Annotated in this window: 8 protein-coding genes; 4 read left to right on the top strand and 4 right to left on the bottom strand. The window is 72.0% G+C overall.

Going from position 1 to position 13,751, the window contains the following annotated elements; genetic code table 11:
• Nucleotides 1-5: 5 nt before the first annotated feature.
• A complete protein-coding gene (locus J8N05_RS29135) occupies nt 6-1,865 on the top strand; it encodes a hypothetical protein (protein ID WP_210890473.1) in 1,860 nt (619 codons plus the stop codon).
• Nucleotides 1,866-2,015: 150 nt separating this feature from the next.
• On the opposite strand, the gene J8N05_RS29130 is transcribed toward J8N05_RS29135, so the two are convergent.
• Both J8N05_RS29130 and J8N05_RS29125 read right to left on the bottom strand, forming a co-directional pair.
• Nucleotides 2,016-3,371, bottom strand: a complete 1,356-nt coding sequence (locus tag J8N05_RS29130) for an MFS transporter (protein ID WP_210888036.1) — start codon at nt 3,369-3,371, stop codon at nt 2,016-2,018.
• Between the two features lie 225 nt (nt 3,372-3,596).
• Nucleotides 3,597-4,262: a TetR/AcrR family transcriptional regulator gene (locus tag J8N05_RS29125; protein WP_210888033.1), complete on the bottom strand. Its 666-nt coding sequence runs from the start codon at nt 4,260-4,262 to the stop codon at nt 3,597-3,599.
• A gap of 204 nt (nt 4,263-4,466) precedes the next feature.
• Here J8N05_RS29125 and J8N05_RS29120 point away from each other — a divergent pair, with 204 nt between their 5' ends.
• From J8N05_RS29120 to J8N05_RS29110, 3 genes are all read left to right on the top strand, one after another.
• A complete protein-coding gene (locus tag J8N05_RS29120) occupies nt 4,467-5,345 on the top strand; it encodes a shikimate dehydrogenase (protein WP_210890472.1) in 879 nt (292 codons plus the stop codon).
• Between the two features lie 200 nt (nt 5,346-5,545).
• Nucleotides 5,546-7,399 (top strand): bifunctional sugar phosphate isomerase/epimerase/4-hydroxyphenylpyruvate dioxygenase family protein, encoded by a 1,854-nt coding sequence (locus tag J8N05_RS29115; RefSeq protein WP_210888030.1) that lies wholly within the window; start codon nt 5,546-5,548, stop codon nt 7,397-7,399.
• A 130-nt stretch (nt 7,400-7,529) separates the two neighbouring features.
• Nucleotides 7,530-9,092 carry an acetolactate synthase large subunit gene (locus J8N05_RS29110; RefSeq protein ID WP_210888028.1) on the top strand — a complete coding sequence of 521 codons (1,563 nt, stop codon included), beginning with the start codon at nt 7,530-7,532 and terminating at the stop codon, nt 9,090-9,092.
• A 55-nt stretch (nt 9,093-9,147) separates the two neighbouring features.
• Here the strand turns inward: J8N05_RS29110 and J8N05_RS29105 are convergent, their stop codons facing one another.
• Entirely contained in the window at nt 9,148-10,527 is a 1,380-nt protein-coding gene (locus J8N05_RS29105) for a hypothetical protein (RefSeq protein WP_210888025.1), read from the bottom strand.
• Nucleotides 10,514-13,414, bottom strand: a complete 2,901-nt coding sequence (locus tag J8N05_RS29100; RefSeq protein ID WP_210888022.1) for a peroxidase family protein — start codon at nt 13,412-13,414, stop codon at nt 10,514-10,516. Before J8N05_RS29100 ends, J8N05_RS29105 begins: the two co-directional genes overlap by 14 nt.
• Nucleotides 13,415-13,751: the final 337 nt, after the last annotated feature.

Genomic DNA, 13,751 nt, shown 5'->3' with positions numbered 1-13,751 from the left:
TGCACGTGCACCTCCTCCACCAGCGCGGCCCGCTGCACGACCTCGCGGACGACCCGGCCGCGTACGACGCCGTCCTGACCGGCGTCACGGCGACGGCCCTGGCCCGTCTCACCCCCGAGGGCAACCTTGAGAACCCGGCCGCGGGCGAGGACGTCGGCGACACCTCGCTCGGCATCACCTCCCTGCTCGCGCTCGCCTGGCAGCGCACCAAGGACCCGCGCCTGCCGGAGGCCGTGCGCCGCAGCCTCGGCTTCCATCTGCGCGAGCGCGTCTTCACCGAGGACAACCCCGGCTACCCGAACCTGACGGCACGCGACTCCGGTCTCCCGTACGCCCGTTACGTGCTGGAGCCCGGCGCGCATCCCATCGGGGACTGGCCGAGCACGGTGTGGGCGCTGCTCCAGGCCGTCAACGTCCTCGACGCGTCCTCCGGCGGGCTCGTCGACGACGAGCAGTACCGCGAACTCCTCGGCGTGGCAGGAGGTTACTGGCGCTGGCTGACCGAGGCCACGGTCTTCAACCCGCAGGACGCCGCGAACCAGGCCATCGGCTGTGTCGTCGGCGGGCTGATGCTCGCCCGCCATCTTCCGCCCGAGGAGGGCGGGGCGGTTCGCGAGCGGGCCCTGCGGCTGTATCTGGAAGAGATCCGGGCCCGGCGCGTACGGGACCGGGGTGCGGCGCTGCCTCCCGAGCACGGGGGCGCGTACGACAACAACTACGGGCCCATCTCCCTGTCCTTCCTCGCCCAGGCCCACCGGGTCAGCGGCGAGGAGGTCTTCGCCCAGGACGGCGACACGCTCGCCCGGTACATCGACGCGCGGGTCTGCGGGAGCGGCTTCGACATCGGCGGCCCGCGCTACAGCGAGCAGCACTCCGCCTTCGAGTCGGTGCTCGGGCTGCGGTACTTCGGGCGCCGTATCGGCGCGGACATCGGCCGTTACGCCGGGGACTCGCGCTGGGGCCGGCACGCGGTCGGCGCCGACGGAGGCGTCGACGGGCACTTCGCGTTCATGCTCGTCTGGCAGATCCAGGACACCCCGGGCTGGCACCGCGCCCCGAGCACGGCACCCGCCTGCCATCAACTGCGCTCCGGCACGGTCACGGTGTCGTTCGACGACCGGATGACCCCCTCGGTGATCGAGGCCGGCGGTACGGCGCTCATCGCGGCCGCCGTCAACCGGCAGCACGGTTTCGGGCCCGTCGTCGGCCTCGCCTCGGACGGTTTCCTGCTGTGCCGTCCGATGGGCGCGGTGCGGGTCGCGGACCATCGTGCCGGTGGGCTCGCCGCCAAGCTCGTGACCAAGCCCGTCGTCGGGCGGGACCATGTGCTGCGCCACGTACGGTCGTTGTACGTCACGGACGGGACGCGGCTGTGGATGACCGTCATCGTCGAACGGCTCGGCGGGGAGCGGTATCTGCTCGCGGGGATGCCGTACGTCACCGCCGACGGCGACCGGTTCCGGCGGGTGGCCGACCTTCCGCTCGTCGCGGCGGTCGGGGAGCTGCGGCTCACCCATCCGCAGCGCGGTGGTGCGGACACCTTCGATGCGCGGAGCGAACTCACGCAGCAGCAGGTCGCGTTCGAGCTGGCCGCCGATCCTCGGGGGTACGGGGACCCTGACGCCGGGTGGCGGCATGTGCGGGCGACCAGTGCGCTGGAAGTGGGGGTCTCGGCGGACTCGCCCGAGGGGCTCGATGTGTTCGCCGTGCGGTACGGGGCTGTGGCTGCGGAGCCGTTGGGTGTGGTGTGTGAGTGGGGGGAGGGGGAGGGGCTCGTGGTGCGGGCGGGGGTGTTCACCGCTGTGTTGGGGGCGGCGGATGCCTATGGGGAGCCTGGGCTCACGTTGACCTCCGGGGGGAGTTGAGCTGACGGGGGTGACGGGGGAGGGGCTGGGTGGGGCTGGCGAGGGGTTTTCGCCCCCGCCGCCCCTACCCGTCCCGTCACTGACTCGGGGGCCAGCCCCCGAACCCCCGGTCCTCAAACGCCGGACGGGCTGAAGTGTTACCGGCGGGTCTCAGACGCCCGACGGGGTGAGGATGTCCGGTGACTTCTGATCCGTGCGCTCGCCCAGTTGGTCCGTCGGGATCTTGTGGGTCTCTCGGGCCGTCAGTGCGGCGATCACCGGGGGGACGCACAGCGCGGCCGTGAACAGGGCCACCGACAGCCAGTCGTCTCCGTCCGGGCCCGCGATCTGCGCGGCGAACGTCACCGCGAAACCGGCTATCGCGAAGCCGATCTGCGTGCCGATGGCCATGCCCGACAGGCGGACACGGGTGGAGAACATCTCGCCGTAGAAGGACGGCCAGACACCGTTCGCGGCGCTGTAGACGACACCGAAGGTGACGATGCCGAGGACCAGGACCAGCGGGTAGGAGCCGGTGGAGATGGCCCACAGGTAGAGGAACATCATGACGCCGCTGCCCGCGGCGCCGATCAGGAAGACCGGGCGGCGGCCGATGCGGTCGGACAGGGTGGCCCACAGCGGGATCGCGCCGAGCGCGACCAGGTTGGCCAGCGCGCCCACCCACAGCATCGACGTGCGGTCCATGCCGACCGCGTCACTGGTCGCGTACGCCAGCGCCCACACCGTGAAGATCGTGCTGACCGAGGCGACCAGGGCCGCCGCCACCACCCGCAGGACGTCCGCCCAGTGCTCGCGCATCAGCACGGCCAGGGGCATCTTCGCGACGCCCTCGGTGGCGGCCTGCTGCGTGAAGGTCGGCGTCTCCTGGAGGGTGCGCCGGATCACGTACCCCACGACGGCGACCGCGATGCTCATCCAGAACGGGATGCGCCAGCCCCAGGCGAGCAACTGGTCCTCGGGCATCGCGGCGACCGGGATGAACACCAGCGTGGCGAGCAGCTGGCCGCCCTGGGTGCCGCTGAGCGTGAAGCTGGTGAAGAAGCCGCGTTTGTCCGGTGGCGCGTGTTCCAGCGACATGGAGTTGGCGCTGGCCTGCTCCCCGGCGGCCGAGATGCCCTGCAGGATCCGGCACAGGACCAGCAGGACCGGCGCCAGTGTGCCGACCTGGTCGCGCGTGGGCAGACAGCCGATGAGGAACGTCGACAGGCCCATCAGGATCAGCGTGAAGACCATGATCTTCTTGCGGCCGACCTTGTCGCCGAAGTGCCCGAGGAACAGGGCCCCGACCGGGCGGGCCGCGTACGCGACCCCGAACGTGGCCAGCGACAGCAGGGTCGCCGTGGCCGGGTCGGACTCGTCGAAGAACACCTCCGGGAAGATCAGCGCTGCCGCGCTGCCGTAGATGAAGAAGTCGTAGTACTCCAGCGCGCTGCCGATCCAGGCGGCTGTCGCGGCCTTCCTGGGCTGGCCCGGTGGCGCGTCGAGGGGTGCTGCGGGGACGGACACGGCGGTGCTCCTTCGGGGGAACTCCAACGTAAGCGGAGTGAGCGGGAGGAGGGGCGTCGGCGAAGCGGGCGGGGGAGAAGCGGCGGATCCCTGGGGTGGTGGGACGGCCGTGCCGGGTGCTGCCCGGCTAATTAACCCACTGGGTAGTTAGTAGCGCTTGGCTACGGATGTTGCGCTGACGTTTCCCGGGTGTCAAGAGGTCGTGCCGAAGGATCTTGCCGATACTCAGCCGGCCGTGCGGTCCGCCGTCAGATAGGCGATGACCATGTCGCCGAGCATGCTTCGGTAGTGCTCACGCTGTGCGGGGTCGACCAGGTCGCGGCCGAACAGGGCGCCGAAGGTGTGCCGGTTGGCGACCCGGAAGAAGCAGAACGAGCTGATCATCGCGTGCAGGTCCACGGCGTCGACGTCGGCCGTGAACAGGCCCGACTCCCGACCCGACTCCAGGATGCGGCGGATCACGTCGAGCGCGGGCGAGCCGATCCTGCCGAGCTTCTCGGAGCCCGCGATGTGCGCGGCCCCGTGGATGTTCTCGATGCTGACCAGGCGGATGAAGTCCGGGTGCGCCTCGTGGTGGTCGAAGGTCAGCTCCGCCAGCCGCCTGATGGCCGCGACCGGGTCCAGATGTTCGACGTCGAGCCCCTGCTCCGCCTCGCGGATCACGCCGTACGACCGCTCCAGCACGGCGGTGAACAGCTGCTCCTTGCCGCCGAAGTAGTAATAGATCATCCGCTTCGTGGTGCGGGTGCGGGCGGCGATCTCGTCGACCCTGGCCCCGTCGTAGCCGGCCCGGGCGAACTCCTGGGTCGCCACGTCGAGGATCTCGGCCCTCGTGCGGACGGCGTCACGGATGCGTCCGTTCGGCCTTGCCGGTTCTTCGACGCTGGTCATCGGGTTCCTTCGGGTTCTTTCCGGTTCGGTCGGGCTCGTACGGGCGCTCCCGGGCTCGGGGCCGGTGCCCCGCGATTCTAGAAGCAGGCGGCGGCGCGCGGCTCCGGGTGTCCGGCAGGCCTTTCCGTGACCGCGGGATGCTGGTATAGCTAACGTACTGGTTCGTACATTAGTGAGCTGCTCGGGAGGTCCGTCGTGGTCGCCGTGGTCAAGGACTCGTATCTCGTCGGACTGATCGGCGCGGGCATCGGCCCGTCGCTCAGCCCGGCCCTGCACGAGCGGGAGGCCGACCGGCAGGGCCTGCGCTATCTGTACCGGCTCATCGACATCGACGCGCTCGGTGTCGCGCCGGAGGCCGTGGGCGACCTGGTACGCGCGGCCCGCGACCTCGGTTTCGACGGGCTGAACATCACCCACCCCTGCAAGCAGCTCGTCATCGAGCACCTGGACGCGCTCTCCCCGCAGGCCGAGGCGCTCGGCGCGGTGAACACCGTCGTCTTCGACGGCGGGCGCGCCATCGGGCACAACACGGATGTCACCGGGTTCGCGGCCAGCTTCGCGCGCGGGCTGCCCGACGCTCGGCTGGAGCGGGTGGTCCAGCTGGGCGCGGGGGGTGCGGGGGCCGCCGTCGCGCACGCCCTGCTGACGCTCGGGGCGGGGTCCGTCACCGTGGTCGACGCGCTGCCGGACCGGGCCGGGGCGCTGGCCGCTCAGCTCAACCGGCAGTTCGGGACGGGGCGGGTGGACGCCGGCGGCCCGGAGCGGTTGCCCGCGCTGCTCGCCGGGGCCGACGGAGTCGTGCACGCCACGCCCATGGGGATGGCCGCGCATCCCGGGCTGCCGTTCGCCTCCGAGTTGCTGCGGCCGGGGTTGTGGGTGGCAGAGGTGGTCTACCGGCCGCTGGAGACCGAGCTGTTGCGCGTGGCGCGGGGGACGGGGTGTGCGGTGCTCGATGGTGGGGGGATGGCCGTTTTCCAGGCCGCGGACGCGTTTCGGCTGTTCACGGGGAGGGAGGCGGATGCGCCCCGGATGTTGATGGACATCTCCGAGCTGGCCGGGGCCGGAGCTTTGCGGGCCCCGTAAGGGGCGCGGGGAACTGCGCGGCCCGCCCCCACGCGTCCGCGGTCGAAACGGGACGGGCCCTGACGCGACAGGTCCTGCCCCGGCACGCCGTATGCCGACTGCGGGTCCGTGGGGGCTGAGCGCGTAGTTCCCCGCGCCCCTTACGGGGCCCGGGGCGCAGCCCCCTCCGTGTTGTGAAGTGCGAGTGGAAAGGGATCGACGTGCGTACGTCCATCGCAACCGTGTGTCTCAGTGGAGCCCTCACCGAGAAGCTCACCGCCGCTGCCCGGGCCGGGTTCGACGGGGTCGAGGTCTTCGAGAACGATCTGCTGGCCAGTCCTCTCGCACCGGAGGAGATCAGGGCGCGCTGTGCCGATCTCGGACTGAGCATCGATCTCTACCAGCCGATGCGTGACATCGAGGCCGTGCCGCCGGACGAGTTCCGGCGCAATCTGCGCCGCGCCGAGCACAAGTTCCGGCTCATGGAGCGGCTCGGCGCCGACACCGTCCTGGTGTGCTCCAGCGTCTCGCCGCTCGCCGTCGACGACGACGCCCTCGCCGCCTTCCACCTGCGCCGCCTCGCCGAACTCGCCGACGGCCACGGCATCCGCGTCGCCTACGAGGCGCTGGCGTGGGGCCGCCACGTCAGCACGTACGACCACGCCTGGCGCATCGTCGAAGCCGCCGACCATCCGGCGCTCGGCACCTGCCTGGACAGTTTCCACATCCTCGCCCGCACCACCGATCCCGGGGATCTCGAAGGGATCGCGGAGATCCCCGGCGAGAAGATCTTCTTCCTGCAACTGGCCGACGCGCCCCTTATGGCGATGGACGTGTTGCAGTGGAGCCGCCACTACCGCTGCTTCCCCGGCCAGGGCGGCTTCGACGTCGCCGGGCTCCTCCGGCAGGTGATCAAGGCCGGCTATCAGGGGCCGCTCTCCCTCGAAGTCTTCAACGACGTCTTCCGGCAGGCCGAGGCCGGGCCGACCGCCGTCGACGCGCGGCGCTCGCTCCTCGTGCTGCAGGAGAGCGTCGGTCTCACCGCGCCGCCCGCGCCCGTCGTGCCGACCGGTATCGCCTTCGCCGAACTGGTCAGCCCCGACGTCGAACCGGTCTCCGAACTCCTCGAAGCACTCGGCTTCACCCGGACCGCCCGGCACCGCGGCAAACCGGTCGACCTGTGGCAGCAGGGCGAGGCCCGCGTGCTGCTCAACACCGGTCCGGGCGCCCGCCGCGACGGGACGCAACTCGCCGCCGTCGGGCTGGAGTCACCGGACCCGGCGGGCGCTGCCGAGCGCGCCGAGTCGCTGCTCGCCCCCGTGCTGCCGCGCCGCCGCACCCCCGAGGACGTGCCCCTGGACGCCGTCGCCGCACCCGACGGCACGGAACTCTTCTTCTGCGCCACCGGCCGCCCCGGACTGCCCGACTGGACAACCGACTTCGTCCCCGCAGAGCCCGCAGAGCACACAGAGCCCGCAGAGCCAGGAGCGCTGGTCGAACCCCCGGCATCCGGGACCGCCGGTGGCCTCCACCGCATCGACCACCTCGCCCTCACCCAGCCCTGGCACCAGTTCGACGAGGCCGCCCTCTTCCACCGCAGTGTCCTGGGGCTCGGCGCCCTGGACAGCGTGGACGTCGCCGATCCGTACGGGCTGCTGCGCAGCCGGGCCGTCACCAACGCCGACGGCAGCGTCCGTATCGCCCTCGGTGTCGGGCCGGCCCCGAGCGCCGACGACGGCGACCGGGCCCAGCACATCGCGCTCGCCACCGACGACCTCGTGACGGCGGCCCGCCGCTTCCGTGCCACGGGCGGCCGGCTGCTGACGATCCCCGCCAACTACTACGACGACCTCGCGGCCAGGTACGAGTTCGCCGACGGCGAGCTGGAGACCTTCCGCGAACTCGGCATCCTCTACGACCGCGACGCGGACGGCGCCTTCCGCCACTGTTATACGGAGACGGTCGGCCGGGTCTTCTTCGAACTGGTCCAGCGCGACGCGGGCTACCGCGGCTACGGCGCCCAGAACGCCCCGGTGCGGCTGGCGGCGCAGCACGTACGCAGGCCCGTGCGCTGAGCCGCGGTGGTCGGTCACAAGGCTCCCCGGCGGTCCGGATGTCCGGAATTTTGACTGACGCCCCGTTCCGAAGCTGGTGAGACTGGCAGGCGCACCCCCTGACAGGCACGAGCAGCGGAGGCGGACCGTCATGCCGAACGGAGCGCAGACCCTCGTGGAAGGCCTCGTGGACGCGGGCGTCGACGTGTGTTTCGCCAACCCCGGCACCTCCGAGATGCACTTCGTGGCCGCCCTGGACGACGTACCGGGCCTGCGCGGAGTGCTCTGCCTCTTCGAAGGCGTGGCCACGGGCGCGGCCGACGGCTACGGGCGCATGGCGGGCAAACCCGCCTCGACGCTCCTGCACCTGGGCCCCGGACTCGCCAACGGCCTGGCCAATCTGCACAACGCCCGCCGCGCCGGCACCCCCGTCGTGAACGTCGTCGGCGACCACGCCCTGCACCACAAACGGCTCGACGCGCCCCTGGAGTCCGACATCGGGTCCCTCGCCCGTACGGTCTCCGGCTGGACCCGGCGTACGTATCGCGCCACCGACCTCGCGAGCGACGCGGCCGAGGCCGTCGCCGCCGCGTACGGGCCGCCCGGCTCGGTGGCGACCCTGCTGGTGCCCGCCGACGTGTCCTGGACGGAGGCGGGCAAGTCCGGCCGGCCACCGGTACGGACCGGGCCCCGCCCCGGAGCCGTGTCCGCGGCGGCCGTCGAGGAGGCGGCCGGGATGCTGCGCTCCACCGAGCCCGCCGCGCTGCTCCTCGGCGGTGCGGCCACGCACGGCCGCGGGCTGCGCGCCGCCGCCCGGATCGCCGCCGCGACCGGCGCCCGGCTGCTGTGCGAGACCTTCCCGGCCCGCCTCGAACGCGGCGCGGGACTGCCCACGGTCGGGCGCCTCGCCTACCGGGAGGCGGACGCCTCCGCCCAACTGGCGGGCACACGCCTGCTGTTGCTCGCCGGAGCGGCCGAGCCGGTGACGTTCTTCGCGTACCCGGGGCAGAACGGCCGGATCGTCCCCGACGGGTGCCGGGTGCTGTCGGCGGCCACCGGAACCGAGGACGTGACAGCCGCACTCGAAGCCCTCGCGGAGCTGGTGAAGAGCGACGTGACCCCCGTACCGCAGGCGCCCCTGCGGCCCGAGCGGCCCACCGGCGCCCTGACCGGTGAGAGCGCCGCCGCGGCGATCGGCGCACTGCTCCCGGAACACGCGGTCGTCGTCGACGAGGCGAACACCTCGGGCATCTGGCTGCCCGCCGCGACGGCGGGCGCCCCGCCCCACGACTGGCTCACCCTCACCGGCGGAGCGATCGGGCAGGGCCTGCCCGCGGCCGTCGGTGCCGCGCTCGCCGCGCCCGACCGGCCCGTGCTCGCCCTGGAGGCGGACGGCAGTGCCATGTACACCCTTCAGGCACTGTGGACCATGGCCCGCGAGCAGCTCGACGTCACCGTCGTGCTCTTCGACAACCGCGCCTATTCGGTCCTCAACCTGGAGCTCCAGTCCGTCGGCGCGACCGCCGCGGGCCCCCGGGCCAACGATCTCCTCGACCTGTCCCGTCCCGACCTGGACTTCGTGGCCCTGGCCCGCGGCATGGGCGTACCCGCCGAACGGGCCGTGACCGCGGAGCAGTTCACCGTCCTGCTGGACCGGGCCCTGGAGGAGCCCGGTCCCTGTCTCGTCGAGTGCGTCGTACCACCGCTGGCCTGAACCCCGTCCCCGTCCCCGTCTCCGTCCCTGTCCCCGACCTCGTGCCGCAGTGGACTCAGTCGTCCCAGACGCCGGTGTGCTCGCGGTGCGCCGGCGTCAGACCGTTCACGAAGAAGCGGTCGTAGTACTCCTCCTCGACGTGGTGCGCCTGCAGCCAGACCCCCGGGACATGGATGGCGTCCGTGTGGGCCGGGAACCGCCGGTGCGTCCCGATGATGTACTCGCACACGTCACGGGCGCAGTCCACGACCCGTGACTCGTACTCACTGGCCTCGGCGAGATAGCGCTGCCCGTAGTCCTCCTTGTAGATCCGGGTGAAGACCTCCTTGTCCGTGTACGTGCCGCCGGGCCCGAACTTGGCCTCGATGACCGCGTCCACGGCCGCCGACATCGAGGGGTGCGCGGGCGGGCAGGCGGCCTCGATCAGGGGCTCGCCGTCGGGGGAGGTGAGACCCACCGGGTGCGAGCGCAGGTTCGCGTACCTGGGCAGCGGTACGTGCCAGCGCCACACGTCGGCGAGCCGCCAGCGCGGGGTGACGAAGGTGAAACCGAGCATCCTGCCGTACGCCTTCGAGAACTTCGGGTCGCCCAGGGCGATCTGCGGGTTGATCGAGGCGTGGATCCAGGCGCCGAGGCCCATCGCCTCGGCGGTGAGCATCAGGTTCTGCAGGAGCAGGTCCGCCTCGATCTGGGTGCGCATCGGGCCGAGCGCGCCCAGCGGCAGCTTCAGGTCGCCGTTCAGGAAGCCGTTGCGCACCCACTTGCGTACCCCGGCGGGGCGGTAGAGGTTGCGGTCGTCGACGAAGGTCGGGCGGGCCCCGTCAGGCTGCGTGAGCAGGTACATCAGGGCGTTGACGTACTGGTGGGACAGGTCGACCACCGGCAGGAACAGCGTCGTGCCGGGCAGGTTGGACAGGAACCGGTTCGAGTCGAGGTACGCCGGGAAGTCGCGCATCCCCTCGGCGACGTCGAGGCGGTGGTCCAGGATCCGCACCTTGGCCCGGTGGGCCCTCGCGACCAGCGTGGCGGCGTCGAAGGGCTCGTGCGGGGCGGGCTCCAGCTTGCGCAGGTAGTACGTGCCCGAGTCGTTGATCATGAAGAAGTGGGTGCCCTGAGCGTTGTCCGGGCTGCCCGCGGTCCGGCCCGCCATCGTGAGATTGGGCTTGGCCATGATGGGCTTGCCGTCCCGCGGATCGTCGAAGGGCCGGTCCGGCATGGTCAGCCCGGTGGCGCCGGTCAGCGCGATCAGCACCGCCTCCTCCAGCTCCGACAGGGGCTGCGGGGAGTGCGTGGAGCGGTGGCTCATGGACCCGGCCGGCACCGACGCGCCCCGGCTGACCCGGTGGGTGCGGCGGCGCCACAGGGTCTCCAGGAGAGGCCGCGCCAGCAGATCGTCGAGCCCCGGGTGTCCGGAGCGGTGCTCAGCCCGGCTCACCGTTGCCTCCGCGGTCGTGGCCGTCGGCGTCGCCGTCGTCCGTCGGGCGGATCGCCCGCCAGGGCGCGAAGGCGCTCGCGTCGCGCGGCAGCAGCGCCGCCAGCTCCGGGCAGTGCCGCAGGATCACGGAGTCCATGCCGCCCTTCTCGACCCAGTCGATACCGAGCGGGGTGTAGACCTCGGGCCGGTAGTCGACGGTCAGGAAGCGGTCGCTCTGCAGACGTCGGGTCGCCATCAGGATGAAGATGCGGAAGGCCGTGTCGCTGAAGCCGAAGCCCGTCGGCGGGTTCTCGGCGAACAGGCCCACCACGGTGTCGATCTCGTCGACCGAGCGGTACACCTCCTTGAGCCGCGCCAGCGACTCGGTGCTCTGCGTCAGCTCCTCGAAGGACCGGATGCGCTTCTTGTGCAGACCCTCGCGGAAGTCGTTGTAGCGCGGCACACCCCGCCGCCGGGTCCGTACGAGGTCCACCACCGACAGGTCGATGACCTCGCCGTCCCGCTCGAACCGCTGCAGCGCCTGCGGGTAGTTGTGCAGGGTGATCGCGCCGGGGTGGGCGATCCCGAACGAGTACAGCGCGTTCGCCAGTCCCGTCTTGCGGATCTGCGACTCGGCCGCGCCGCCCTGGATGTCCATGAACCCGACCGTCTCCAGCCGGTGCCCGAAGTGGTGCTCGCGCAGCTCGAAGTCGTCGGGGACCAGCGGATGCATGCGGTACACCGTGACGAAGTCCTCGGTCAGTGAGTACGGCGTCCCGTGGTGGTCCGGCATGGTCTGCGGGATGCCCTTGAGCGAGTGCGCCTCCAGCAGCCACAGTCCCAGCTGGTTCAGCCAGTTCTTCGGCGGGCCCTGCCAGTTGGTCTTCAGCCCGATGTCGATGGCCTTGGTGGCGAGGATCGCCGGGGTCCACTCCACCGTGTGTATCTTCGCGATGAGCGCCGAGACCACCAGCCGGGCCGTGTGGTAGACCCGCTCCTCGTTCATCGACGGATACTCGGCGCGCAGCGCGTCACAGACCGCGTTGTGCTCCCGCGCGAACAGGGTGTGCATCGCGCTGAGGCCCATCCACCAGCTCTCGTTGAACCCGGTGAGCGGAATGCCGTTCTGCGCGCCCGGCAGGTGGCCGTCCTCCAGGCGGAGTTTGGCGCCGCCGTCGGGCTCGCGCAGGAAGCGGGCGGTCTCCTCGTCGCCGCCGTACACCTCGGAGCCGTCCCACCAGTGCGAGGCCATGTTCCCGAACAGGATCGGCGGGCGGTTTCCCGGCTGGGCCAGCCCCTCGTTGTCGGTGAACCGCATCACGTTCTCCGCCGACCCGCCCGGCGTGTTGTGCCAGGGGTCGCTGCCGGGCGGCAGCGGCACCTCGACGGACGGGCCGCCGGCCGGGTACCGCCGGTGGTTGACCCAGTCGTGCACCTGGAACTGGATCCAGGCCGCCGCCAGCACATTGAGCGAGGTCGCGGGCAGGAAGCTGTCCCGCCGCAGCAGCTGACGGCTGACCGTGACCGGGTTGGGCGTGTCGAACTGGTCGGGCCGGTAGTCCGGTTTCAGGTTCCGCCCGAAGGCCGCGCCCACCGCGCCCATCCGCGGCTCGGACAGATCGTTGTACGACCCGTCGTACGAGCGCTCGGTACGCAGCCGCTCCTCGATCGGCCGCGGTACGGGCTGGGCCCTGGGCGGGGCCTCGCGCACCTCGGAGTCGATGAGGTTGAACCGGCGCAGCACCTTCCGCAGGAACACCAGGTTGAGCAGGCTCAGCTGCAACGGCAGCCGGTGCCAGGGCACATACCGGTTCAGCCGGGTCAGGGCGGCGCCGACGGGCCGGCCGAGGATCCGGTTGCGCAGCGGCTCCTCGGTGACGAAACGCAGCCCGAGCCGGTGCGCGCCGCTCGCCTGGTACGCGGCCTTGCGGGCCCGGTTGAGATTGCCGAGCGGACGGAACTCGTCGGTGGTGTACCAGGGGTTGAAGACCAGGTCCTCCACCCGCCGGGCCGCCGCCCGCGCCTCGGCCTCGTCCAGATCCTGGCCGGGTACGGTGAGCCGGGCCACCGCGATCGGCGGCGAGACGGCGTCCTTCCACTCCACCGAGGTGTCCTCGACCGGGGTGCGCAACTCGTCCACGTACCGCTGCACGCACAGCTCGAAGGAGACGTCGGCCGAGGCGAGCCGGCGGGCCAGCTCGTGGTGCAGGAAGTCGGGGTCGCGGCGGTCGGGCGGCGGAGCCGGCGGGGTTCCGGCGGCCGGGCGCAGCAGATAGCGCACGGGTCCCGCCTCGCCCCAGAGCATCGCGCCTCGGCTCCAATAGGTCTGCGTGGCAAGGGAGGTGACGGCCTGTCGGGTGGCTGCCTGGACATTGCGCCGCATGCGGGTGGCGGTCTCGAACCCGACCGCGAGCGGAAGCTTCACCAGGAGCCCGAACGCCTTCTGGAGCGGGTTGCGGGCGCCCGCCATCGCCTTGGCGAAGGCCACGAACTCGCGGGCGTCGCGGGCGTGCGACACGGGGTAGCTGGTGGCGAGCAGATCGTGGCTCTCCTCGTCCGACACCCGTACGCGCAGGGCCGCGCCGCGCAGGTCGGGGGTGCCGTCGCCCTGGCGGATGCCGCTCGCGTTCGACAGCCGCAGGGTCACCGGGTAGTCGGCGCCGGGGCGGGCGAAGCCGACGCGCAGGGCGGCGGGGAGGTCGTCGTGGAAGCGGAGCCGGGCGTTCTCCACGCCGAGCGGGGCCTTGGCGTGGATGGCGCGGGCCGTTCCGCCGCCGGCGGCCCGGCGGTTCTTGACCTGTACGTCCATCAGCTCCCGGGCCAGCCGATCGAAAACCAGCCGTTCCGCCTCGGGGCTTCCGCCTTCGTAGTGTTCGTACCGCTGATCGTACTGCCCGGTATCGGCCATCGGTCGTTTCCTTCGTACGGATGCGTGCGTACGGGACGGGGGCAGCACGCTACCGGCGGGGCGGGGTGGGGGGCAGCGGTGGTTCCCGCCGATGCGCGGTCCCTGGCGGTGGCCGTCGGTGCGACGTATCGGCCCACGTCAGGCCGCCGCGGGGCCTCTGCGCCCGCCACCCGCCCGCCCCGCGAGGCCCCGGCCCCACAGCAGCCACAGCCGGTGGGGGCGGGGGTGGCCGGGACTCTCGCCCTGCGCTTGCGCCGGCACGGACGGGCGCGTTCGCCGTCTGCGGCCCGGCGGGGGCCGTTCGCGCAGTTCCCCGCGCCCCTCAAAAGCGGGGCTG

The sequence above is a fragment of the Streptomyces liliiviolaceus genome, assembly GCF_018070025.1.
GTDB lineage: Bacteria > Actinomycetota > Actinomycetes > Streptomycetales > Streptomycetaceae > Streptomyces > Streptomyces liliiviolaceus.
This window is presented reverse-complemented; position numbering and strand designations above follow the sequence as displayed.

What these genes read in the sequence shown, in the direction of transcription:
- J8N05_RS29125 (WP_210888033.1), bottom strand. Translation starts at nt 4,262, where the DNA reads ATGACCAGCGTCGAAGAACCGGCAAGGCCGAACGGACGCATCCGTGAC.
- J8N05_RS29110 (WP_210888028.1), top strand. Translation starts at nt 7,530, where the DNA reads ATGCCGAACGGAGCGCAGACCCTCGTGGAAGGCCTCGTGGACGCGGGC.
- J8N05_RS29100 (WP_210888022.1), bottom strand. Translation starts at nt 13,414, where the DNA reads ATGGCCGATACCGGGCAGTACGATCAGCGGTACGAACACTACGAAGGC.